The organism is Kibdelosporangium phytohabitans, assembly GCF_001302585.1.
Taxonomy (GTDB): Bacteria; Actinomycetota; Actinomycetes; order Mycobacteriales; family Pseudonocardiaceae; genus Kibdelosporangium; species Kibdelosporangium phytohabitans.
In genome coordinates, this window is the sequence record NZ_CP012752.1 from 9093767 (window position 1) to 9115491 (window position 21725).

Genomic DNA, 21725 nt, shown 5'->3' on the forward strand with positions numbered 1-21725 from the left:
GTTCTTGTCTCCTATCGGTGATACCCGCACTCGACGGACGCTTTCTCCGCCGCGCGCAACAAATCGGGAACGAGCCCCAGCAACCCGTCAAGATCCAACAGTACCTTCGGCACGGACAACGACATCGCCGCGAGCACCTCACCGCGTGCGCCGCGGATCGGTGCGGCGATGCAGTGGATGAAGTCCTCGTGCTCGGAGTTGTCGACCGCGTACCCGCGTGCGGCGACGGTCGCCAGTTCGGTGAGGTACGCCTCGGGCGTGATGATCGTGTTCTCGGTCTTCTTCTCGTACGTGATGCCTTTGGCGATCTCCCGGCGGCGTTCGTCCGGCAGCGCTGCCACGAGGATCTTGGCGACCGCCGTGCAGTGCAGGGCCGCTCGTTTGCCGATCCGGGAGTACATCCGGACCTGGTGGCGGCTCTCGAACTTGTCGATGTACACGACCTCGCCGTCCTCGTAGGAGGCCAGGTGCACGGTGTGACCGGTCTGCGCGTTCAGGTCCCGCAGTGCGGCTTCGACACTGCGGCGGACGTCACGGTCCTCCAGCGAGCGGTGCGCCAAGTCGAACAGGGCTGTGCCAAGCCGGTAGTAGCGCACACCGTCGCGTTGCACGAACCGGTGGGACTCGAGTGTCCGCAGCAGCCGCAGGACGGTCGACTTGTGCACGCCGATGACCTCGGCGAGCTGGTCGAGCGTGCGCGGGCCTTCGGCGAGGCCGTCCAGCAGGGTGAGCGCCCTGTCCAAACTTTGGCTCATGCCTGCTTCCCGCCGTGCTCGCCCATGTCGCATGAGCCGGGCCCTGTGTTGAGTGATTCGCGCGCAAGCTTGCTCATGCTTGTAAGACTCCCTGCTCGGTGAGGTGAGCGGCGGCCCACGCGTCCGCGTCCGCGTTGAGCAATGAGGTGACCAGCTCGGACGGCAGCGGTGTGCCGACGTCGTCGTGCGTCCGCAGTGTCGTGGCGGCTTGCAGGTGCCCGGAGCGAAGTCTGTGTTCCGGGGACGCGCCTGCCAAGGTCGCGGCCAGGAACCCGGCCGCGAAGGCGTCGCCCGCGCCGACGGGCTCGACGACGTCGACGCGCAGGGCGGGCTGAAAAAGCTGGGTGCCGCCCTCGATCAGGGTCGCGCCGCGTGAGCCGTGCTTGATCACGAGCGTCGGCGGGTCCGGCAGGATGCGCCGGATCTCCGCGGGGTCGCTCGTGTTCCACACGGCCAGCGCCTCGTCGTCGCCGACCAGGGCGATGTCCGCCGCGTTGGCCAGTTCCCGCAGCACGGACGGGTCGCGGCCGGGCCACAGCTTCGGCCGCCAGTTCAGGTCGAACGACAGCCGGAACGTCTCCCGCGGCACCGCGACCAGCGCGCGCATCAGGTCGAGACACGAGTCGGACAACGCGGCCGTGATGCCTGTCAGGTGCAGGACGCGGACGTGCAGGTCGAGCTGGTCCAGCAGCGAAGGGCCCATCCCGGACGCGGCCGAACCGCGGCGGTAGTAGCGGACCGGGCTGCCGCCCGCGTTGCTCTCCTTGATGTAGAGCCCGGTGGGCCGGACGGGGTCGATCACGACACCCGAGACGTCCACGCCGTTCGACTCGACCGCGGCGACCACGGCCTGACCGAAGGCGTCCTGGCCGACGGCGCTGACCCACTTCGCGCGCAGACCGAGCATGGCCAGGTTGCAGGCCACATTGGACTCGGCGCCGCCGACGGTCCGGATCCACGTGCGGACCTGGTCCACCGGTCCCGGCTCCCCCGGCACGAACAGCGCCATGGTCTCGCCGAGGCACAGCACATCGGTCTCCACTGGACTTCCATCCTTTCCCCGTGCCGGGCCGATCACCACGGCGCAGGGGGCTCGTTGCGAACGTTGACCTGGCGGCGATGGGGATGCTACACACCACCGCAGCACATCGCGCAATAGCCGTTGCAAGATACGCAATGGAGGGTAACCAGATGGTCGAACCGGCGAGGATGAGTCTCGACGCGGTGAATCGGCTGGCCGACGAGCGGATCGACTGGCGCTTCAAGGGCATGCCGGACGCGCTGTTCGGCAAGACCGTGGCCGAGGCACTGGCCACGAACCCGAAGTTGTTCACCGACGGCTTCGTCGGCCCACTCGTGGTGCTCGACAACGATGCCATCGAACACAACCTGGGAACCATGCGCCGATGGTGCGAATCCCGCGGTCTCGCGTTGTCGCCGCACGGCAAGACGACGATGGCGCCGCAGCTGTTCCAGCGCCAGCTCGAAGCCGGGTGCTGGGCGATCACCACCGCAAACGCCAGCCAGCTGCGGGTGTACCGGGCGTTCGGCCTGACCCGGATCCTGCTGGCCAACCAGCTGGTCGACCAGAACGCGCTGCGCTGGCTCGCCCGCGAGCTCGACGGCAACCCCGATTTCGAGTTCTACTGCTGGGCCGACTCGGTCCGCGCGGTCGAGCTGATGACCGAAGGCCTCGCAGGCTCACAGCGTCAGGTCAACGTGTTCGTCGAGGTCGGCGCGCCCGGCGGCCGGACAGGCGCGCGCACGGCCGAGACGGCGGAAGCTGTCGCCGACGCGATCGTGGCCAGCCCGGTGCTCAAGCTCGTCGGCACCGCGGGCTGGGAAGGCTCGCTCGCGCACGCGGCGGACTCCGCTGGCCTCAACGCGATCGACGACTTCCTCACCCAGATCCGCTCGGTCACCGTCCAGCTGGCGGACAAGTTCGAGGACCCCGAGCGCGTGATCGTCACGGTTGGCGGCAGCGCGTACTTCGACCACGTCGCCGACGCCCTGACCCAGCCGTGGCCGGCGGGCCTGAACGTGTTCCCGTTGCTGCGCAGCGGCGCGTACGTCACGCACGACGACGGCTTCTACCGCGAGAACTCGCCGTTGGGCGCACATTCGCGGATCGACGGCACGTCGAGCTTCCGCAGCGCGCTGCGCGCGTGGGCGCAGGTCACGTCCAAGCCCGAGGAGAACCTCGCGCTGCTGACCATCGGCAAGCGGGACGCGTCCTTCGACGAGGGACTCCCCGAGCCGCAACTGATCCGCCGTGACGGCAGGACGTTGCCGCTGACCGGCGCGGTGATCAGCTCGCTGAACGACCAGCACGCGTACCTCGAACCCAATGGAGCCGACGTGCGGGTCGGCGACTGGATCGGGCTCGGCCTGTCGCACCCGTGCACGGTGTTCGACAAGTGGCAGCTGCTGCCCGCTGTCGGCGCCGACGGCGAGACCGTGGTCGACTTCATCCGAACTTACTTCTGACAGGCGTGTTTCTGACAAAGGAGTCCGAAATGGACATCGCCTTCCGCGGCGCGACGGTCGTCGACGGGACCGGCGCGCCGCGCTACCGGGCCGACGTCGGCGTGCAGGCGGGCCGGATCGCCGAGATCGCGACCGGCCGAAGACTGGACGCCACGCGCGTGGTCGACGCGACCGGCCTGGTCCTCGCGCCCGGCTTCATCGACATGCACTCGCACTCCGACTTGCAGGTGCTGGCCAAGCCCGACCACCTGGCCAAGGTCTCGCAGGGCGTGACCAGCGAGGTGTACGGCCAGGACGGGCTGTCGTATGCGCCCGTCAACGACGAGACGCTGGCCGGACTGCGGGCACAGCTGGCCGGCTGGAACGACGACCCGGCCGGGTTCGACTGGAACTGGCGCAGCGTCGGCGAATACCTCGACCGCCTCGACCAGGGCATCGCGGTGAACGCGGCGTACCTGCTGCCGCAGGGCACGATCCGGATGATGGTGGTCGGCTGGGAGGCGCGGCCACCGACAGAGTCCGAAATGGACAGGATGAAGGAGATCGTCGCACAGGGTCTCGCCGAAGGCGCGATGGGCCTGTCCTCCGGGTTGACCTACACCCCGGGGATGTACGCCGACACCGCGGAACTGGTCGCGTTGTGCGAGGTCACCGGCAAGCTCGGCGGTTACTACAGCCCGCACCACCGCAGCTACGGCGCAGGCGCGCTGGAGGCGTACGCCGAGATGGTCGACGTCTCGCGGCGCTCCGGCTGCCCGCTGCACCTGGCGCACGCCACGATGAACTTCCCGGTCAACAAGGGCCGTGGCGTGGAACTGCTGGCCCTGCTGGACGAGGCGATCGCCGACGGCTGCGACATCACGCTCGACACGTACCCGTACCTGCCCGGTGCGACGTACCTGAGCGCGTTGCTGCCGAGCTGGTCGACCGAGGGCGGGCCGGACGCCGCGATCGCCAGGATGTCCGATCCGGACACCCGGGAGCGGATCCGCGCCGATCTGGAGGAGAACGGGTCCGACGGCTGCCACGGCGTGCCGGTCGACTGGGATTCCATCGAGATCAACGGTGTCCGCAGGGACGCGAACCTGCACCTGGTCGGGCACAGTGTCGCCGAGTCGGCCCGCACCGCCGGGCGGCCACCGGCGGAGTTGTACTTCGACGTGTTGATCGACGAGCGGATGGGTACCTCGTGCCTGATGCACGTCGGCCACGAGGACAACGTCCGCGCGATCATGAAACACCCGGCGCACACCGGCGGCAGCGACGGGATCCTGGTCGGCGAACGCCCGCACCCGCGGTCGTGGGGCACGTTTCCGCGCTACCTCGCCCGGTACGTGCGTGAGCTGGGCGTGCTCGAGCTGGAGGAGTGCGTGGCGCACCTGACCGGCCGGGCCGCCAATCGTTTGCGCCTGCCGGATCGGGGTCTCGTCCGTGAGGGCCACGCCGCCGACCTGGTGCTGTTCGACCCGGACACGGTCGCCGACACCGCGACTTTCGACGAGCCGCGCCAGGTCGCGACTGGTATTCCATACGTGCTCGTCAACGGTGTGCCGGTGATCGACGACGGGACGCACACCGGCGCCACGCCCGGCCACTCGTTGCGAAACAGTGTTTGATGGTCCTCGCTCCGCTCGGACGGGCTTTGTCGCCAGAAGCCGGTCATTTCCACCTCGCCCCACGCAGCCGACACCGCGTGGCGCCCACTTGCCGCCGCGACTGGGGCGGCATCGGGCGTGTTGCGAGGCGTGAACGACCGGCGCGACAAAGCCAGCCCGCAATGTCAGATCACCGATAGGAAGTTGACATGGATCTCATCGCCGAGCTGAGTGCGTGGCGTTCGCTGTGCATCATCCGGGCTCCGGAGATCGCCGATCCGGTGGGCCTGGGCTCGACCCTGGTCGAGGCGGGCCTGCCGATCGTGGAGTTCTCCTTCACCACGCCGAACGCACCGGCACTGATGGCACAGGCTGCCAAAGTGGACGGTCTGATCCTCGGCGCGGGCACGGTGATGAGCGAGCAGAACGCCCGTGACGCGATCAACGCGGGCGCGAAGTTCCTGCTGACGCCCGGTCTGCGGCCGAAGGTCGTTGCCGAGGCGACCAGGCGGGGTGTGCCGGTCGTGCTCGGGGCGATGACCCCGACCGAGGTGGCCGACGCTGTGGACATGGGCGCCACAGCGGTCAAGGTGTTCCCGGCGGCGCGGCTGGGTCCGGACTACTTCAAGGACCTGCACGGCCCGTACCCGGGAACTCCACTGGTGGCGACGGGCGGTCTGAACGCCGCCAACGCCGCGGAGTACCTGGAAGCCGGAGCGCTCGCGGTCACCGCGGGCAGCGGCGTGGTCTCCCCCGCACTGGCCGCCGAGTCGAGGTTGGCCGAGATCCGGCAGCGGGCCAGCGAGTTCGTCGACGCCGTCGCACTGGCCAAGCGTCACTGAGAGAATATGGAGCAGTCCATGGTGGACTGGTTGCAACACACGACAGGCGGGCTGCTCACGCTCGCCGCGGTCGGTATCGCACTGCTGCTGGCAATGATCATCGCGTGGAAGGTCGAGCCCTTCATCGCGTTGCTGATCGTCGGTGTCGGTACCGCGCTCGCCGCGGGCATCCCGGTGGAGACCCTGGTCGGCTCCATCCAGTCGAGCAACTCGGGCTCGCTGATCGAGACCGGGTTCGGCAACATCCTCGGCCACATCGCGGTCATCATCGGCATGGGTACGTTCCTCGGCGCCATCCTGGAGGCGTCCGGCGGAGCGCAGGTGCTGACCCGCAAGCTGCTGCAGGCGTTCGGCGAGAAGCGGGCCGCGCTGGCGATGGGCCTGGCCGGGTTGATCTTCGGTATCCCGGTGTTCTTCGACATCGGCATCTTCGTGCTCGCGCCGCTGGTGTACGTGGTGGCCAAGCAGTCGGGCAAGTCGATCCTGCTGTTCTGCCTGCCGCTGCTGGCCGGCCTGTCGGTGACGCACGCGTTCCTGCCGCCGCACCCCGGCCCGGTCGCCGCGGCCGGGCTGCTCGGTGTCGGGCTCGGCTGGGTGATCCTGTTCGGCGCGATCTGCGCGCTCCCGGCGTGGGGTGTCGGGCTGTGGTTCGCCAACCGGATCGGCAACCGGATCCACATCGACGTGCCGGAGGAGATGCTGGAGGCCGCGAAGGCCGGTCGCAGGCAGGACGGGCCGGGCACCGCGACGGCACCGGCCGAGCCGAAGCTGGGCACGGTCGTCACGATCATCGCGATCCCGCTCGTGCTGATCCTGATCGGCACGTTCGGCAGCATCATCCTGCCGAAGAAGTCGGTCGCCGCCGGGATCGCCACGTTCTTCGGCACGCCGGCGATCGCGCTGACGATCTCGGTGCTGCTGGCGTTCTGGCTGCTGGGCTACCGCCGCGGGATGACGCGCAGCGAGGTCTCCACGATCGCCAACGCCTCACTCAAGCCGGTCGCGATGATCCTGCTGGTCGTCGGCGCCGGTGCGTTCTACGGCCGGGTGCTGACCGTCAGCGGGATCGGCAAGGCCGTGCAGTCGTCGCTCGCGGACATCGGCCTGCCGGTGCTCGTCGCGGCGTACCTGATCTCGTGCGGTCTGCGGATCGCACAGGGTTCGGCCACCGCGGCGATCGCGGCGTCGGCGGCCATCGTCGGCCCGACCATCGCCAACGCGGGCTACACCCAACCTCAACTGGCGCTCATCGTCGCCGCCATCTGCGCCGGTTCGATCATCGCCTCGCACGTCAACGACGGCGGGTTCTGGATCGTGTCCAGGTACTTCGGCATCTCCGTCAAGGACACGCTGAAGACCTGGACAGTGCTGGAAACCATCTTGTCCGTCGTCGCCTTCGCGGTGGCGGCGGTCTTGATGATCTTCATCTAGTGGTGACGACCGGGGAGCCTTGGTGGTGTTCGGCGGATCCAGGTTCCGCTGGGCGTCGCGGCCGGAAGGTTTCCCGTACCGGGTTGTACTTGGACCTTTCGGTTCGTGCGGCCAGCGGGAAACCGCGCCGTCGAGACCGCTGGGCTCCCCCGGTCGTCGCCACCACCCCTGCAAGGAGAGGATCAGCACAGGTGACGGATTTGAACAGGCGCCGGTTTCTCGGCGCGGCCGGAGTCGGTGGCCTCATGCTCGCCACCGGCGTACCGGCATCGGCTCAGGGGAGAGCAGTGTCCACTGTGTATATCGGGAGCTACACGAGCTGGGGCAACCCGCCCGGGCCGGGCTTCCAGGTCGGTACCGTCGACTCGGCGACCGGCAAGCTCACCATCACGCGCGGTGTCAGCGGGATCCCGGACCCGTCGTGGTTCGCGTACTCGCGTGACGGCCGGGTGGTGTACACGACCATCGAGACGGATCCGGGCAAGGTCACCGCGCTCAGCATCACCGACCCGCAGCGGCCGAGGGTGCTCAACACGGTGAACGTCAACGGAGCCGGGCCGACGCACGCCACCGTGCACGGCAAATACCTGCTGACAGCCAACTACTCCAGCGGCAGCGTCTCGGTGCTGTCGCTGCAGGCCGACGGCAAGGTCGGCAGGGTGACGGACGTCGTGACGCACTCCGGCAGCCGGGCCGCGCACGCGCACCAGGTCGTGAGTGACCCGAGTGGGCGGTGGATCGTCGCCGTCGACCTCGGCACGGACTCGGTGTACGTGTACGGCATCGACAACGCGGGCAAGCTGAAGCTCAACCAGCAGCTCGCCCTGGCCGCGGGTCTCGGCCCCCGGCACCTGGCGTTCCACCCGAACGGCCGGTTCGCCTACGTGCTCGGTGAGCTGCGGTCCGAGGTGACCGTGCTGGCCTGGGACGCGGCGGCCGGGAAGTTCACAGCCGGGCAGGTGATCAGCACGCTCGGTGGCGCGACACCGCCGGAGAACTACCCCGGCGAGATCCAGATCTCGCCGGACGGCAGGTTCGTGTACGCCACCAACCGCGGGCACGACAGCCTGGCCTTGTTCACGGTCTGCGAGACCGGCAAGACGCTCACGTTCGTGAGCACGACGCCGACTGGCGGCTCGTGGCCGCGGCACTTCACCTTCGACCCGGCCGGGACGAGGGTGTACGTGTCGAACCAGCGCGCGGGCACGATCAACGTGCTGCCTCGTGATCCCCGCACGGGCACGCTCGGTGGTTCAGTGGTCACAGCGAAGGTGAACAACGTCGGCATCGTGTCCTTCAAGTAGTTATCCGCCCCTGTGGCCGCGCTCCCCGCGCTGCCACAGGGGCTCTTTGTTGCGCATTGGTTTAGACCCTTGTGCCGGGCAATTGTCCGTTCTAGCATCGCGGCATTGCCTTATGCGAAACGCGCGTTGCATCAGACGCAACCGGAGGAACAATGAAGATCAAAGGTTTGCTGGCTGCAGCCGCTGTGGGGGCGTTAGTAGTCGCATGTGGACCACCGCAGGCCACCAACAACCAGCCGCAGCAGAACGGGAACCCCGGCCAGCCGGTCGGCGAGATGACCGGTGAGCTGAAGGTGTGGATGTTCCAGGAGGCCAGCAACGGTCCGAAGGAAGCGGCGGTCAACGAGGCCAAGCAGGAGTTCGAGGCGGCACACCAGGGCGTCAAGGTGACCGTCGAGTACCTGCCGGTCGACGGCCGGGCGGCCCGGTTCAACGGCGCCTTCAACGACAAGAACTCCTCGCCCGACGTCGCGGAGTTCGGCAACACCGACCTGGCCGGCTACACCGCGTCCAACGGGTTCGCCGACCTGACCAAGGACATCACCGCCTGGCCGGACAGCAAGGACCTGATCCCGTCGGTGCTCGACACCGCGAAGGTCAAGGGCAAGACGTACGGCATCCCCTGGTACACCGGCACGCGCGCGTTGTACTACCGGACCGACGTCTTCACCGAACTCGGCCTGCAGCCGCCGAAGACACTGGCCGAGCTGACCGAGACCGCCCGCAAGATCCGCCAGTCGAAGCCGGACCTGTACGGCATCGCCGTCGGCGGCAAGTACATCTACGCCGCGTTCCCGTACATCTGGGCCAACGGCGGTGAACTGGCCAAGCAGGACGGTGACAAGTGGACCTCGGGGCTCACCGACCCGAAGGCGCGTGACGGCCTCAAGCAGTACGCCGAGCTGCTCAAGGACGACATCTGCCCGCCTGCCGCGTGCGCGCAGCTGACCGGTAGCCAGTCCGTCGCCCAGTTCGCCGGTGGCAAGGCCGCGATGACGATCGGTGGCGACTTCAACCGCAAGGCCGTCGAGGCAGGCGTGGTGAAGGGCAAGTACGCCGTCGTCCCGTTGCCGGGCAAGGACGCGGGCTCGCTGGCCCCGCCGTTCGCCGGTGGCAACCTGCTCGGCGTGTTCGGCGCGAGCAAGAAGTACACGCTGTCGCTGGAGTTCATCAAGCTGCTCGGCGGCAAGAAGTACCAGCAGAAGATGTACACCGCGATGGGCAACCTGCCGACGTTCAAGGACGTCCAGGAGCAGGTCGCCAGTGCCGACAAGTTCGTCGAGCCGTTCGTGAAGGCCGCGCAGAGCGGCACGAAGTTCGTCCCGGCCACACCCGCGTGGACGAAGATCGACGCGCAGAACATCATCCCGACCGCGATCCAGCAGGTCGCCACGGGCGGTCAGTCCGTCGACGCGGCAACGGACGCGGCGGCGGGTGAGATGAACAAGGCGTTCGGTAGCTGATGACGACGCAAATCGCCCCCGCGGCGCCGGACCTGGAGGTCCAGGCGCCGCGGCGGCCTGCCCGCAAGAAGCGCGACGGGCGGGCGGCGGCGTTCTACCTGCTGCCCGCCGGGATCCTGCTCGCGGCACTGATGGCCTACCCGCTGTTCCAACTCGTGCAGATCTCGTTGTACGACTACAACCAGCCGCAGGCCAGCGGCGCGGAACCGTTGGAGTTCATCGGGGTCGACAACTACATCGAGCTGTTCGGCGACCCGCAGTTCTGGTCGGTGCTGGTGTCCACGATCCTGTTCGCCGCGGTGTGCGTGGTCGGCAGCCTCCTGGTCGGCACAGGCCTCGCGGTGCTGGCCACGCGCGTCCGCGCGGTTCCCAGGATGCTGCTGTTCCTCGCCGCGCTGGGCGCGTGGGCGACACCGGCGATGGCCGGGTCGTACGTGTGGCTGTTCCTGTTCGACGCGAACTTCGGTGTGGTCAACGAGGTTCTCGGGATGCAGGGGCATTCGTGGACCTTCGAGCGGTTCTCCGCCTTCGGGCTGGTGGCGGGCGAGGTGATCTGGTGCTCGTTCCCGTTCGTGATGGTCACGATGTACGCGGGCATCAAGAACATCTCCTCGGAGATCATCGAGGCCGCGCAGCTGGACGGCGCCACGTGGCGGCGCACCGCGACGCAGGTGATCCTGCCGATCCTCAAGCCGCTGCTCGTGATCGCCACGATCCAGTCGATCATCTGGGACTTCAAGCTGTTCACCCAGATCTACGTGATGACCAACGGCGGCGGTGTCGCGGGACGCAACCTGGTGCTGAACGTCTACACGTACCAGAAGGCGTTCGCCGGTGAGGAATACGGCCTCGGCGCGGCGATCGGTGTCGTGATGACCGTGCTGCTGATGCTGATCACGGTGGTGTACCTGCGGACACAACGGAGGTCCGGATGGCAACCGTGAGCGTTCCCCTGCGCAAGAAGCGCCGCAGCCCAGGCAGGCTGGTCGCCGAGATCGTCTGCTGCGTGATCGCCGCGATGGTGGCGTTCCCGCTGTACTGGATGGTGCTGTCGGCGTTCAAACCGGCCGGTGAGATCCAGTCCGCGACGCCGTGGACCTTCGCGCCGAGCCTGGAGAGCTTCGAGCGGGTGCTGGGCTCCAACGGCTTCGGGCGTTACTTCCTCAACAGCACGATCGTGGCCATCTGCGTGGTGGCGCTGTCGATGCTGCTGTCGTTCCTGTCCGCGGTCGCGTTGACCCGGTTCCGGTTCAAGGGCCGCACGGTGCTGCTGGTGATGTTGCTGGTGGCGCAGATGGTGCCGGTCGAGGCGTTGACGATCCCGTTGTTCTTCATGGTCCAGCAGGTGGGTACGAGCGCGCCCGCGTTCGGGTTGAACCAGCTGGCGCCGCTGGTGCTGGTGAACTTGGCGTTCAGCCTGCCGTTCGCGATCTGGATGCTGAGGGGGTTCGTCGCGGCGGTGCCCGCGGAACTGGAAGAGGCGGCGGCGCTGGACGGCGCGAGCCGCATGCGGTTCACGTGGCAGGTGCTGTTCCCCTTGGTGGCGCCGGGCCTGGTCGCGACGAGCGTGCTGGCGTTCATCCACGCGTGGAACGACTTCCTCTTCGCGCAGACGCTGATCTTCTCCGACGTGGACAACCGCGTGCTGCCCCAGGCGATGCGGGTGTTCTACAAGCCCGAAGAGCTCGACTGGGGCGGGATCATGGCGGGCGCGACACTCATGACGATCCCGGTGCTGATCTTCTTCATCTTCGTGCAGCGGCACCTGGCGTCCGGAATCTCTGGAGCTGTCAAAGGATGACGACTTTCGAAGGCCTGCTCCCGAAACCGTCCGCGGTGACACCGGCGGACGGCACGTTCGTGAGCGACGAGCCGGTGACGCCGTCGGTGACGTTCACCGACGACCTGCCCAAGGAGGGCTACCGCCTCACGATCACGCGGGAAGGCGTCCGGATCGAGGCCGCGGACCCGGCAGGCGCGTTCTACGCGTCGCAAACCCTGCGGCAGCTCCACGGAGCCGACCGCTTCCGGGCCGCGTCACTCCACAAGGGACCATGGGAGCTGCCCTGCGGCACAGTCGAGGACGCGCCCCGCTTCGCGTGGCGAGGCGTGTTGCTGGACGTCGCCAGGCACTTCAAGCCCAAGTACGAGGTGTTGCGGTTCATCGACCTGATGGCGGCGCACAAGCTGAACGTGCTGCACCTGCACCTGACCGACGACCAGGGCTGGCGCATCGAGGTCCCCGCGTACCCGAAGCTGACCGAGGTCGCCAGCTGGCGCACAGGGTCATGGGTGGGCAGGCCGCCGAACGGCACGAAGGAGAACGACGGACGGCCGCACGGCGGGTTCTACACCACCGAGGACATGCGTGAACTGATCGCGTACGCCCGCGAACGGCACATCACGATCGTGCCCGAAGTGGACGTACCGGGACACAGCCAGGCGGCGATCGCGGCATACCCCGAGCTGGGCAACACCGGTACGCGGATCGCAGTGCGGCCGGAGTGGGGAATCAGCGAGGACATCCTCAACGTCTCGGACGCGACGGTCGAGTTCTACAAGAACGTGCTCGACCACGTGATGGAAGTCTTCGACAGTCCGGTGATCTGCATCGGTGGCGACGAAGTGCCGACCGTGCAGTGGAAGGACAACCCGGTCGCGGCCAAGCGGATGGCCGAGCAGGGATACACGTCCGAAGCCCAGCTGCACGGCTGGTTCCTCGGCGAACTGGCGGCCCACCTGACCAAACACGGACGGCGCGCCCTCGGCTGGGACGAGATCCTGGACGTGGGAGACCTCCCGGAAGACGCGGTCGTCGGCTCGTGGCGAGGCGAAGAAGCAGGGACGACAGCAGCGTCGTCAGGGCACGACGTGGTGATGTGCCCCGAGCAGTACGTCTACCTCGACCACAGGCAGTCAAGGCACCCGGACGAGCCGATCGCGGTCGGCTTCGTGCACACGCTGGAGGACGTCTACGGCTACGAGCCGATCCCACCAGGACTGAAGGACGAGTTCCACAAGCACGTACTCGGTGCACAGGCCCAGATCTGGTCGGAGCACTTGGACAACCTCCGGCGCGTCGAATACATGGCCTTCCCCCGCCTGACCGCGTTCGCGGAAGTCGTCTGGTCGCAACCGGAAGGCAGGTCCTACGAGGAGTTCGAAGCCCGTCTGGTCAACCACCACCTGGCCAGGCTGGATGCCATGGGTGTGGAGTACCGGCCGCTCACCGGCCCACACCCATGGCAAACCCGCCCAGGTGTCTACGGCCGAACCCGCGAACTGCCGGAGAACTGAAGCGACGGCCTGTCCACACCCGGCAACCATGGACAGGCCAACGCGAAAAGCACAGAGTCGCCCACCCGATCAGCGACAAGTCAGCCAAAAGCGGCACGCGCAAAGGAGCAAGGAACCAGCCACAGCGGCGAGCGCGCAAGCGCAGTGAAGGGCTTCGGGGGTGCTCCTGCCCAGAGGTCAGCCCCTCGGCGAGGGAAAATCGTGTGACGTGCAAAAAATCAAGCCAACCGGTAAAAAAGCTCGGGACGACCAACCTGCCCATACTGCGGACGACGCACAACAGTCCCAGTATCGGCAAGATGCTCGAGGTAACGCCGAGCGGTAACCCGCGAAATGCCGACGGCGGAAGCAGCGCCGACAGCGGAAAGCCCCTCAGGAGTCTCCCGCAACGCGGCCACGACCGATTCGAGCGTGTCGGCGCTCATCCCCTTGGGCAGGCCGATGCCTTCCGTACCGCGAAGGGTCGCCAGTGCACGGTCCACGTCGGCCTGGCCCGCCGCTTCCCCCGCCGCTGTGACCGTGTCCCTGAATTGGGCGTACCGCTCCAGTTTGTCCCGGAGTGTCGCGAACGTGAAGGGTTTGAGCAGGTACTGCACGACACCGGCGGACACCGCCGCGCGGACCATCGCCAGGTCGCGGGCCGAGGTGACGGCGATGACGTCGATGTTCGGGTTCGTCGCCCGTATCGCGCGGCTGATCTGCAGGCCATGCGCGTCGGGCAGGTACAGGTCGAGCAGGAGCAGGTCGATCGGGTGTTGTTCGACGAACCGTTTCGCCTCCGCGCCGGTGTGCGCGACACCGGACACGGAGAACCCGGCCACCCGCTCGACGTAGAGCCGGTGCGCGTCGGCCGCGACGGGATCGTCCTCGACCACCAAAACCCTGATCATCTCGACAGCCTCACGTGGCGGGCTCGTCCGGCCTACCGCCGAACAGTGTCTCCCACGAAGGCCGCCGCCCGGCATCTGGGCATGGTGTACCACGTACCGGAACCGACTCATCACCTGCCGTCACGCGGGTGCGGCGCGGGCTCCGGTTGCCCCCCGGCGGGCAACCGGACGGTGAACACGGCGCCGATCTCCTGGCCGAGTTCGATCGTGCCGCCGTAGCGGCGGACCGCCTGGCCGACCAGCGCCAGCCCCAGTCCCCTGCTGGAGTCCTTAGTGGACCACCCCCGGGTGAACGCGGCGCGCGAGGCGTCCTCGTCGAGTCCCGGTCCGGTGTCGGCGACCCTGATCAGCACTCCCGGGTCGGCACTGCGCACGGTCACGTGGACCTTGGGCGCCTCGTCGCCTTCGATCGCCGCGTCGAACGCGTTGTCGATCAGGTTGCCGAGGATCGTCACGAGATCACGGCCGGGCAGCGCTGTCTCCTCGATGTGCGTGTCCGGCGTGATCACCAGCTCCACACCGCGTTCGCTCGCCTCAGCCATCTTGCCGAGCAGCAACGCCGCCAGCACGGGTTCACGGACCGAGCCCACCACCCGATCGGTCAGCTGTTGCGCGATCTGGAGTTCCTCGGTGGCGAACCGGACGGCCTCGCCGGTCCGGTCCAGCTCGATCAGCGAGACGACGGTGTGCAGGCGGTTGGCGGCCTCGTGGGCCTGCGACCGCAACGACTCGGCGAATCCCTTGACCGAGTCCAGTTCCCCGGTCAGCGCCTGCAGGTCGGTGTGGTCCCGGAACGTCACCACGGCGCCGTGCGCGGGCACTTCGGACTTGTTGACCACGAGCACGCTCCGGTCGGTGACGTGGATCTCGTCGCGGACCGGCCCGCCGGACACCAGGCTGTCCACAAGGGACGAGGGCAGTCCCAGTGAGGACAACGGCTTGCCTTCGACGTCCTCGGCCACCCCGAGGAGCTCCCTGCCCGCGTCGTTGCACAGGGTCACCACGCCGTTGCGGTCGAGCAGCAGCAGTCCCTCGTGCACCGCGTGCAGGATCGACTCGTGGTAGTCGATCATCCGGCCGAGCGCGGCCGGGCCCATCCTCCTGGTCTGCCGCCGCACCCGCGCGCTGACGAAGTACGTGCCGATCAGGCCGACACCCAGCGCCGCCGCCGCGACGAGCACCACGGCGACCAGCCTGCTGGACAGCTCGTCGGCGATCGCCGCGACCGTGATCCCGACAGCCACCATCGCGACCACACGATCGGCTGAAAAAACCGGGACGACCGCACGGACCGACGGCCCCAGCGTGCCGACGAAGGTCTCGGTCAGCACCCGCCCTTCCAGGGCGTCGCGCGTGTTGCCGAGGAACTGCCTGCCGATCTCCTGCGGATTCGGGTGCGTGTACCTGGTCCCGTCGGTTTTCATGATCGTGATGAAGTCGACGCCCGTGTCGTGCCGGACGGCCTCGGCGAACGGCTGCAGCGTGGTGCTCGGATTCGGCGTCGCCAGGGCGTTGACCAGCGTGGGAGCGTCCGCGACGGACTTGGCGACCGCGACGACTTCCCGCCGCGCGGTGTCCTCGGTGTTCCTGGCCGCGTCGAGGTACGCGAGGATCGACCCACCGCCGACGATCACGGCGACGATCACGACCTGCAGCACCAGCAACTGGCGGGCGAGGCTCCACTCACGCATGATCCGTAACCTCCGCGACGCGCGACCGAAATGAACACAACCGTGACCAGGGTCATATCGCCACGGATAGTCTGCACAACCACTCAGCACGACCTGCCGTCACGTCATGCCTTCCCAGGAGGCCCGTTTTGTCCACAGTTGAAGGGCGCACCCGCCGGGATCGCACCCACCTCCTCTACATCGCGGTGATCGTCGCGGTGGCCCTCGGCATCGCCTTCGGCCTCATCTGGAAAGAAACCGCGATCGAACTCAAGCCGATCGGTGACGGGTTCGTCGCCCTGATCAAGATGATGATCAGCCCGATCATCTTCTGCACGCTGGTGCTCGGCGTCGGGTCGATCAGGAAGGCCGCGCAGGTCGGCAAGGTCGGTGGCCTCGCGATCGGCTACTTCATCGCGATGTCGTTCGTGGCGCTGGCCATCGGTCTGATCGTCGGCAACATCCTGCACCCCGGTGACGGCCTGCAGCTCACCAAGGACGTCGCCAAGCTCGGACAGGCCGAGGTCAAGGTCCAGGAGGACACCACCAAGTTCATCCTCGGCATCATCCCGACCACCCTGTTGTCCGGCCTGACCAGCGGGGACGTGCTGGAAACCCTCCTGGTGGCGCTGCTGGTCGGCTTCGCGCTGCAGAGCCTCGGCAAGAAGGGCGAGCCGGTGCTGCGCGGGATCGCGCACATCCAGCGCCTGGTGTTCAAGGTCCTGTCGATGATCATGTGGCTGGCCCCGGTCGGCGCGTTCGGCGCGATCGCCGCCGTCGTCGGCAAGACGGGCACCGCGGCGCTGCAGAGCCTGCTGGTGATCATGCTCGGCTTCTACATCACGTGCGTGCTGTTCATCGCGGTCATCCTGGCCGGGATGCTGTGGCTGGTGTCCCGGGTGAACCTGTTCTCGCTGATGCGCTACCTGGCCCGCGAGTACCTGCTGATCTTCTCCACGTCGTCGTCGGAAAGCGCGCTGCCGCGGCTGATCGCGAAGATGGAGCACGTCGGCGTGAGCAAGCCGGTCGTCGGCATCACGGTGCCCACCGGCTACTCGTTCAACCTCGACGGCACGATGATCTACCTGACCATGTCGACGATCTTCATCGCCGAGGCCATGGGCGACCCGCTGAACTTCGGCGAGCAGATCAAGTTGCTGCTGTTCATGATGATCGCGTCGAAGGGCGCGGCGGGGGTGACCGGCGCGGGCCTGGCCACGCTGGCCGGTGGCCTGTCGTCACACCGGCCGGAACTGGTCGGCGGCGTCGGTTTCATCGTCGGCATCGACCGGTTCATGTCCGAGGCGCGCGCGTTGACCAACTTCACCGGCAACGCCGTGGCCACCGTGCTGCTCGGTACGTGGACGAAGGAATTCGACCGGGACAAAGCACAACGGGTGCTGTCCGGTGAGGAACCGTTCGACGAATCCACACTGTCCGACGACCACGGCGGGCCGGGCGAGGAAGACAAGGCCGAGACGAAGGACAGCTCGGTCAAGGCCTGAGCAACCGGCAGGGCACTGCAGCGAAGTGCCGGCCACGCCGCCCATCCGCGGTGTGACCGGCACTTCGCCGTTTTGACTGGTCCCACCTCCGGATCAGCAGTTCACCGGCTGCCTCGTCCGCACCTTTTCGGCTGATCTGTGCCGTATTGCGAATGGCGGTAAACGTCACCGACTGGCAGCGGTACCGTGAGGCCCACGACGAGCCAGCGCTGCCGGAGAAACTGATGCGGTTTCGAATACTCGGTCCGTTGCAGGTGTACACCGGCGACCGGTGGTCGGCGATCCGAGCCGCCCAGCCCCGGGCGGTGCTCGCGGTCCTGTTGGCCCGCGCGGGTCACACAGTCAGCGCGGACCGTCTCGTGGACGAGATCTGGGGCGAGCGGCCTCCTCGGACCGCGCACAACACCGTGCAGGGATACGTGATGCGGTTGCGCCGTCTGCTCGGCGCCGACGCCAACGACCTGCTGCTCACCAAGAACCGCGGCTACCAGGTGGCTGTCGCGGCCGAAGAACTGGACGCGGCGGCGTTCAAACGGCTCCTCGAGTCCGGCCAGCGCGACCTGGGCGAGGGCAGGCTGCACGCCGCCGCCGGTGAACTCGCCGCGGCGCTGGCGTTGTGGCAGGGGCCTGCCTTCGCGGACGTGCCCGCTACGTCGATCGTGGCGGCCGAGACTGCCCGGCTCGAGCAATACCGGCTGACGGCGCTGGAAACACGGCTGGACACCGACCTGGCGTTGGGCAGGCACGTCGAGACCGTGGACGAGTTGCACCGCCTCACCACCGAACACCCGCTGCGAGAACGATTACGTGGGTTGCTGATGCTGGCGCTGTACCGCTGCGGCCGTCGCGCCGAGGCGCTCGAGACCTACAGCCAGGGGCGCGCGGAGCTCGTCAAGGAACTCGGCTTGGAGCCCGGCCCGGAACTGCGCAGGCTCGAACAGGACATTCTCGCCGACGATCCGGGCCTGCTGTCCATCGCCGGCACCGCCACGGCCGCAAGCCTGGGCACACCGGCCCAACTGCCTGCCGACGTCGCCGGATTCGTCGGCAGGCAGACGCAGTTGCACCAGCTCGACAAGCTGCTCACCGACCGCGGCACCGCCACGACGGTGCTGATCTCGGCCATCGCCGGAACTGCCGGTGTCGGCAAGACGGCGTTGGCTGTGCACTGGGCGCACCGCGTCCGCGACCGTTTCCCCGACGGCCAGCTGCACGTGGACCTGCGCGGATACAGCACGGGCTCACCGATGCGGCCGATCGAGGCGCTCGCCCGGTTCCTGCGTGCCCTCGGCGTGGCCGCCGACCGGGTTCCGGTCGAAGTCGACGAGGCCGCCGCGCTGTACCGCAGCCTGCTCGCCGACCGGCGCATGATCGTGGTGCTCGACAACGCGTTCCAGCCGGAGCAGGTCCGTCCGCTGATGCCCGGCGCGCCGGGCTGCCTGGTACTGGTGACCAGCCGGAGCGTGCTCGCCGGGCTGGTCGCCACTGACGGCGCGTACGAACTGACGCTCGACGTGCTCACCGCGAAGGAATCCGACGCTCTGCTGCGCGGCCTGCTTGGCACCGAACGCATTGAGGCGCAACCGCGGGCCACGGCGGACTTGGCCGAGTTGTGCGCGCATCTGCCGCTGGCGTTGCGCATCGCGGCGGCGCAACTGCTGGGCCAGCCCAGACTCGCTGTCGCCGGGTACGTCGACCAGCTCCGCTCCGGCGATCGGCTTGACTCGCTGCGGGTAGCCGGAGACGAGCAAACGGCCGTGCTGCCGGCTTTCACCCAGTCGTATTCGGCACTCCCGGACGGCACACGGCGGCTGTTCCGGCTGCTCGGCTCCGTGCCGGGCCCCGGGATCACCGCCGAGGCCTCAGCGGCGCTCGCCGGTATCTCCCGTCAGGACGCGGGTGCGCGGCTGGCGACGCTCGCGGCCGGTCATCTGCTCGAGGAACGCGTCCCCGGCCGGTACGGTTGCCATGACCTGCTTCGCCAGTACGCAAAGGAACGCAGCAGGCACGAGGACACCGAGTCCGAACGCGACAGTGCACTGCGTGCGCTCTACGACTGGTACCTGCACACTGTCGACGAAGCTGCCGCGATGCTCTACCCCGAGATGCAACGGCTGTCTTTGCCGCCGGAACGCGACCAGCCCAGGGCAGCGGGTTTCGACGACCACACCGACGCGTTGGCATGGCTGGACACCGAGCGGGCCAACCTCGTCGCCGTCGTCACACACGCCGCCCAGCACCAGCCGTGGCCGGTCGCGGGACTGATCGCCGAGTCGCTGCGCGGTTACTTCTGGCTTCGGATGTACACAGTGGACTGGCTCGAGGTCGCGTCGGCGGGCCAGTCCATCGCCGAGTCCACCGGCGACCCGAAGGCGGTGACGGCCGCGCTGCTCAGCCTCGCCGACATCAACTTCCGCTGATGGCCGGTGCGGTGCTGGGCAGGGCGGCCGGCACGTCCGCCGCCACCTACGCGAAGAAGTTCGGTGGGCTCCTATGAGGATCGTGGTCGTCGGGGCAGGCTCGATCGGATCACGGCATCTCGGGTGTTGTGAGCAGGAGGCCGGTCCCCGCCGGATATCCCTGGTCGTACAGACCTCCGACGATCTCCCCCGTGGCGTAGAGCCCGTTCATCGGCCTGCCGCCGCCGAGCACCTCGGCGTTCGGACTCCCCGACAGCCCGCCGTAGGTGAAGGTCAGGCCGCACACCACCGGGACGAACAAGTAGGGTGGCGTGCCGACCCCCGGGTGCGCGCGAACCGTTTCGACCAGGTTCCCGACATCGATGAAAAGGCGCCGCGCGCCGTCCTCGATCGAGGCGGCGACAACGGAAGCCGGGTCCTCGAGGTAGCTCTCCGGCAGCAGTCGCGCGTCGAGCACGGCCTTGTCGAAGATCTGGAACGCGACCTTCTCCGGTTGTTCCAGTATCTTCTGGCCCAGCGTGACGTACGTCAGGTTGCCGTGGTCGGCGGCCTCGTCGAAGAACCGGTGCCCCTTCCGGTTGACCACGATCCCCCTGGGATAGGCGTACCGCGCCAACGCGTGCGATTCCCGCATCTGACCGGGCAGCATGTGGTCGGGCAACAGGATGCCCTGCGGGGTGGCGTGGCACTTCGCCCAGTTGCCTGCCTGGTCGGCCCCGATCGCGATGGCCGCCATCAGCGGCACGCCCTTGTTGAAGGGCACTCCGCGCAGTTTCACATTCCGCCAGGGTTCACCGAGGTGGCGCTCGCGCATCCGCTCGTTGCCCTGAAACCCACCCGACGCCAGCACCAAGGCAGCGCACGTCGCGGGAAACGCCGGCCCCGAGCCCTTGACGCGGTACAGCCCGTCGACGGTCACCTCGATGTCGGTCACCGCGCTGTCGTGGAAAACCTTGCCGCCCAACTGCTCGAACTGGCCGAAGTTCCGGTCCTGCAAGCCCTGGCCGCCGCCTTCGAGCACCACGGGCACGTCGCCGGGAAGCGGGTTCCTCCTCGGCTCCCACCGCTGCCCTGACTCGTACATCCAGGTGATCGCGCCGGCCGAACGACCGATGATGGAGGCGATCAGCGCGGTGTCCACCTCGCCGCCGGAGACCCGCAGCCAATCATCGAGGTACTGCTCGTTCGCGTACTCCGACCGCCCGGCCGCCAGTTCTTCGACCAGCCGCGCGTCCGACGTCCGCAGCAGCCTGGCGAGCTGCGCACTGTCCCGCCAGGAAAAGCGCATGCTCTTGGTCAGCGAACTGTTGCCGCCCCTGAGCTGCCCTGGAGCCGCGTCAACGACGGCGACCGCGGTCGCACCGGCCTGCAAAGCAGCTATACCAGCACAAAAACCCGCATTGCCCGCTCCGGCAACAATGACCTGCCACTCATCTCGTCCCGCCGACACCGGCACGGTGGACTCCCCTCAATCGTCGTCCGAGGACGTCGATCCGAAACGTAGGGAGCCGCGATGAGTCACCGCTTAGTTTCCGTTGAGTCGGTCGGTGGCGGACCGGCTAGTGCTTGAGAAACCCGCGCAGTCCGCGCTGACCACGCCACATCATCGCGGCGTGGTTGGCGCGGAACACCGGTCTCGCGACCGGCGCCAGCGCCCGGAGCAAAGGCTTGTTCACGATCACGTCCTGGGTGATCTCCAGCGTCACGGTCCGCCGCCCCGGCACCACCGTCGAGCGGCAGAAACCCTCCAGGTCGCCGGTCATCCCGATCATCATCCGGCCGCGGTCGAGATCCTGCTCGGCCCGGTGCATCCGGAACGTCAGCGCGTACGGCAGCACCGACCGGCAGACCACCTCGGCGGTGTCGTCGTCGATCCGCCCGACGCCGTGGATGTCGGGCCACCACAACGGATACGTCCCCGGGTCGGTGACGACGTCGAACACGTCGCCCGCAGCGGCGCGGACCGTCCACAAGCTACGGAACCGGTAGCGGTTCACGGGTGTGCGGACGCCGCGGCGCAGCGCCTGCCCGGCACCACTCCGCGGCTTCTCGCCGATCCCGGTCAA

The 21725-nt window shown here is 67.9% G+C and carries 17 protein-coding genes; 11 read left to right on the top strand and 6 right to left on the bottom strand.

All coding sequences use genetic code 11. The features are described 5' to 3' along the window. Positions 1 to 11: 11 nt before the first annotated feature. The gene (locus AOZ06_RS40555) at positions 12 to 755 is read right to left on the bottom strand and encodes an IclR family transcriptional regulator (RefSeq protein ID WP_054294216.1); all 744 of its coding nucleotides are present in this window, start codon (positions 753 to 755) and stop codon (positions 12 to 14) included. A gap of 73 nt (positions 756 to 828) precedes the next feature. After that, positions 829 to 1764, bottom strand: a complete 936-nt coding sequence (locus AOZ06_RS40560) for a sugar kinase (RefSeq protein ID WP_054297284.1) — start codon at positions 1762 to 1764, stop codon at positions 829 to 831. 182 nt (positions 1765 to 1946) lie between these two features. Between AOZ06_RS40560 and AOZ06_RS40565 the strand changes: the two genes are divergently transcribed. The 9 genes from AOZ06_RS40565 to AOZ06_RS40605 all read left to right on the top strand — a co-directional run bounded on the left by AOZ06_RS40565 (position 1947) and on the right by AOZ06_RS40605 (position 13174). Next, on the top strand, positions 1947 to 3242 hold the full coding sequence (locus AOZ06_RS40565) for an amino acid deaminase (protein WP_054294217.1): 1296 nt from the start codon (positions 1947 to 1949) through the stop codon (positions 3240 to 3242). Positions 3243 to 3271: 29 nt separating this feature from the next. After that, on the top strand, positions 3272 to 4858 hold the full coding sequence (locus tag AOZ06_RS40570; RefSeq protein ID WP_054294218.1) for an N-acyl-D-amino-acid deacylase family protein: 1587 nt from the start codon (positions 3272 to 3274) through the stop codon (positions 4856 to 4858). A gap of 188 nt (positions 4859 to 5046) precedes the next feature. Continuing rightward, positions 5047 to 5679 carry a bifunctional 4-hydroxy-2-oxoglutarate aldolase/2-dehydro-3-deoxy-phosphogluconate aldolase gene (locus AOZ06_RS40575; protein WP_054294219.1) on the top strand — a complete coding sequence of 211 codons (633 nt, stop codon included), beginning with the start codon at positions 5047 to 5049 and terminating at the stop codon, positions 5677 to 5679. Between the two features lie 18 nt (positions 5680 to 5697). After that, complete coding sequence (locus AOZ06_RS40580; RefSeq protein WP_054297285.1) at positions 5698 to 7110, top strand: GntP family permease; 1413 nt, start codon at positions 5698 to 5700, stop codon at positions 7108 to 7110. A gap of 191 nt (positions 7111 to 7301) precedes the next feature. Next, positions 7302 to 8414 carry a lactonase family protein gene (locus AOZ06_RS40585; RefSeq protein ID WP_054294220.1) on the top strand — a complete coding sequence of 371 codons (1113 nt, stop codon included), beginning with the start codon at positions 7302 to 7304 and terminating at the stop codon, positions 8412 to 8414. A 152-nt stretch (positions 8415 to 8566) separates the two neighbouring features. Continuing rightward, positions 8567 to 9877, top strand: coding sequence for an extracellular solute-binding protein (locus AOZ06_RS40590; RefSeq protein ID WP_054294221.1), 1311 nt, complete (start codon positions 8567 to 8569; stop codon positions 9875 to 9877). Beyond that, on the top strand, positions 9877 to 10821 hold the full coding sequence (locus tag AOZ06_RS40595) for a carbohydrate ABC transporter permease (RefSeq protein ID WP_054294222.1): 945 nt from the start codon (positions 9877 to 9879) through the stop codon (positions 10819 to 10821). The genes AOZ06_RS40590 and AOZ06_RS40595 overlap by 1 nt, the downstream gene beginning before the upstream one ends. Next, a complete protein-coding gene (locus AOZ06_RS40600; protein ID WP_054294223.1) occupies positions 10809 to 11678 on the top strand; it encodes a carbohydrate ABC transporter permease in 870 nt (289 codons plus the stop codon). Before AOZ06_RS40595 ends, AOZ06_RS40600 begins: the two co-directional genes overlap by 13 nt. Then, complete coding sequence (locus tag AOZ06_RS40605; RefSeq protein ID WP_054294224.1) at positions 11675 to 13174, top strand: beta-N-acetylhexosaminidase; 1500 nt, start codon at positions 11675 to 11677, stop codon at positions 13172 to 13174. Before AOZ06_RS40600 ends, AOZ06_RS40605 begins: the two co-directional genes overlap by 4 nt. A 218-nt stretch (positions 13175 to 13392) precedes the next feature. Here the strand turns inward: AOZ06_RS40605 and AOZ06_RS40610 are convergent, their stop codons facing one another. Next, positions 13393 to 14064 (bottom strand): response regulator, encoded by a 672-nt coding sequence (locus AOZ06_RS40610; protein ID WP_054294225.1) that lies wholly within the window; start codon positions 14062 to 14064, stop codon positions 13393 to 13395. A 110-nt stretch (positions 14065 to 14174) separates the two neighbouring features. After that, a complete protein-coding gene (locus AOZ06_RS40615; RefSeq protein ID WP_054294226.1) occupies positions 14175 to 15755 on the bottom strand; it encodes a sensor histidine kinase in 1581 nt (526 codons plus the stop codon). Between the two features lie 128 nt (positions 15756 to 15883). Between AOZ06_RS40615 and AOZ06_RS40620 the strand changes: the two genes are divergently transcribed. Further along, a complete protein-coding gene (locus tag AOZ06_RS40620) occupies positions 15884 to 17239 on the top strand; it encodes a cation:dicarboxylate symporter family transporter (protein WP_054294227.1) in 1356 nt (451 codons plus the stop codon). 152 nt (positions 17240 to 17391) lie between these two features. Next, positions 17392 to 19659 (top strand): AfsR/SARP family transcriptional regulator, encoded by a 2268-nt coding sequence (locus tag AOZ06_RS40625; RefSeq protein ID WP_054294228.1) that lies wholly within the window; start codon positions 17392 to 17394, stop codon positions 19657 to 19659. A gap of 109 nt (positions 19660 to 19768) precedes the next feature. Here AOZ06_RS40625 and AOZ06_RS40630 read toward each other — a convergent pair whose 3' ends face one another. Together AOZ06_RS40630 and AOZ06_RS40635 are read right to left on the bottom strand one after the other, a co-directional pair. Then, positions 19769 to 21115 carry an FAD-binding protein gene (locus AOZ06_RS40630; RefSeq protein ID WP_335338319.1) on the bottom strand — a complete coding sequence of 449 codons (1347 nt, stop codon included), beginning with the start codon at positions 21113 to 21115 and terminating at the stop codon, positions 19769 to 19771. Positions 21116 to 21218: 103 nt separating this feature from the next. Further along, positions 21219 to 21725 carry an SRPBCC family protein gene (locus AOZ06_RS40635; RefSeq protein WP_335338320.1) on the bottom strand — a complete coding sequence of 169 codons (507 nt, stop codon included), beginning with the start codon at positions 21723 to 21725 and terminating at the stop codon, positions 21219 to 21221.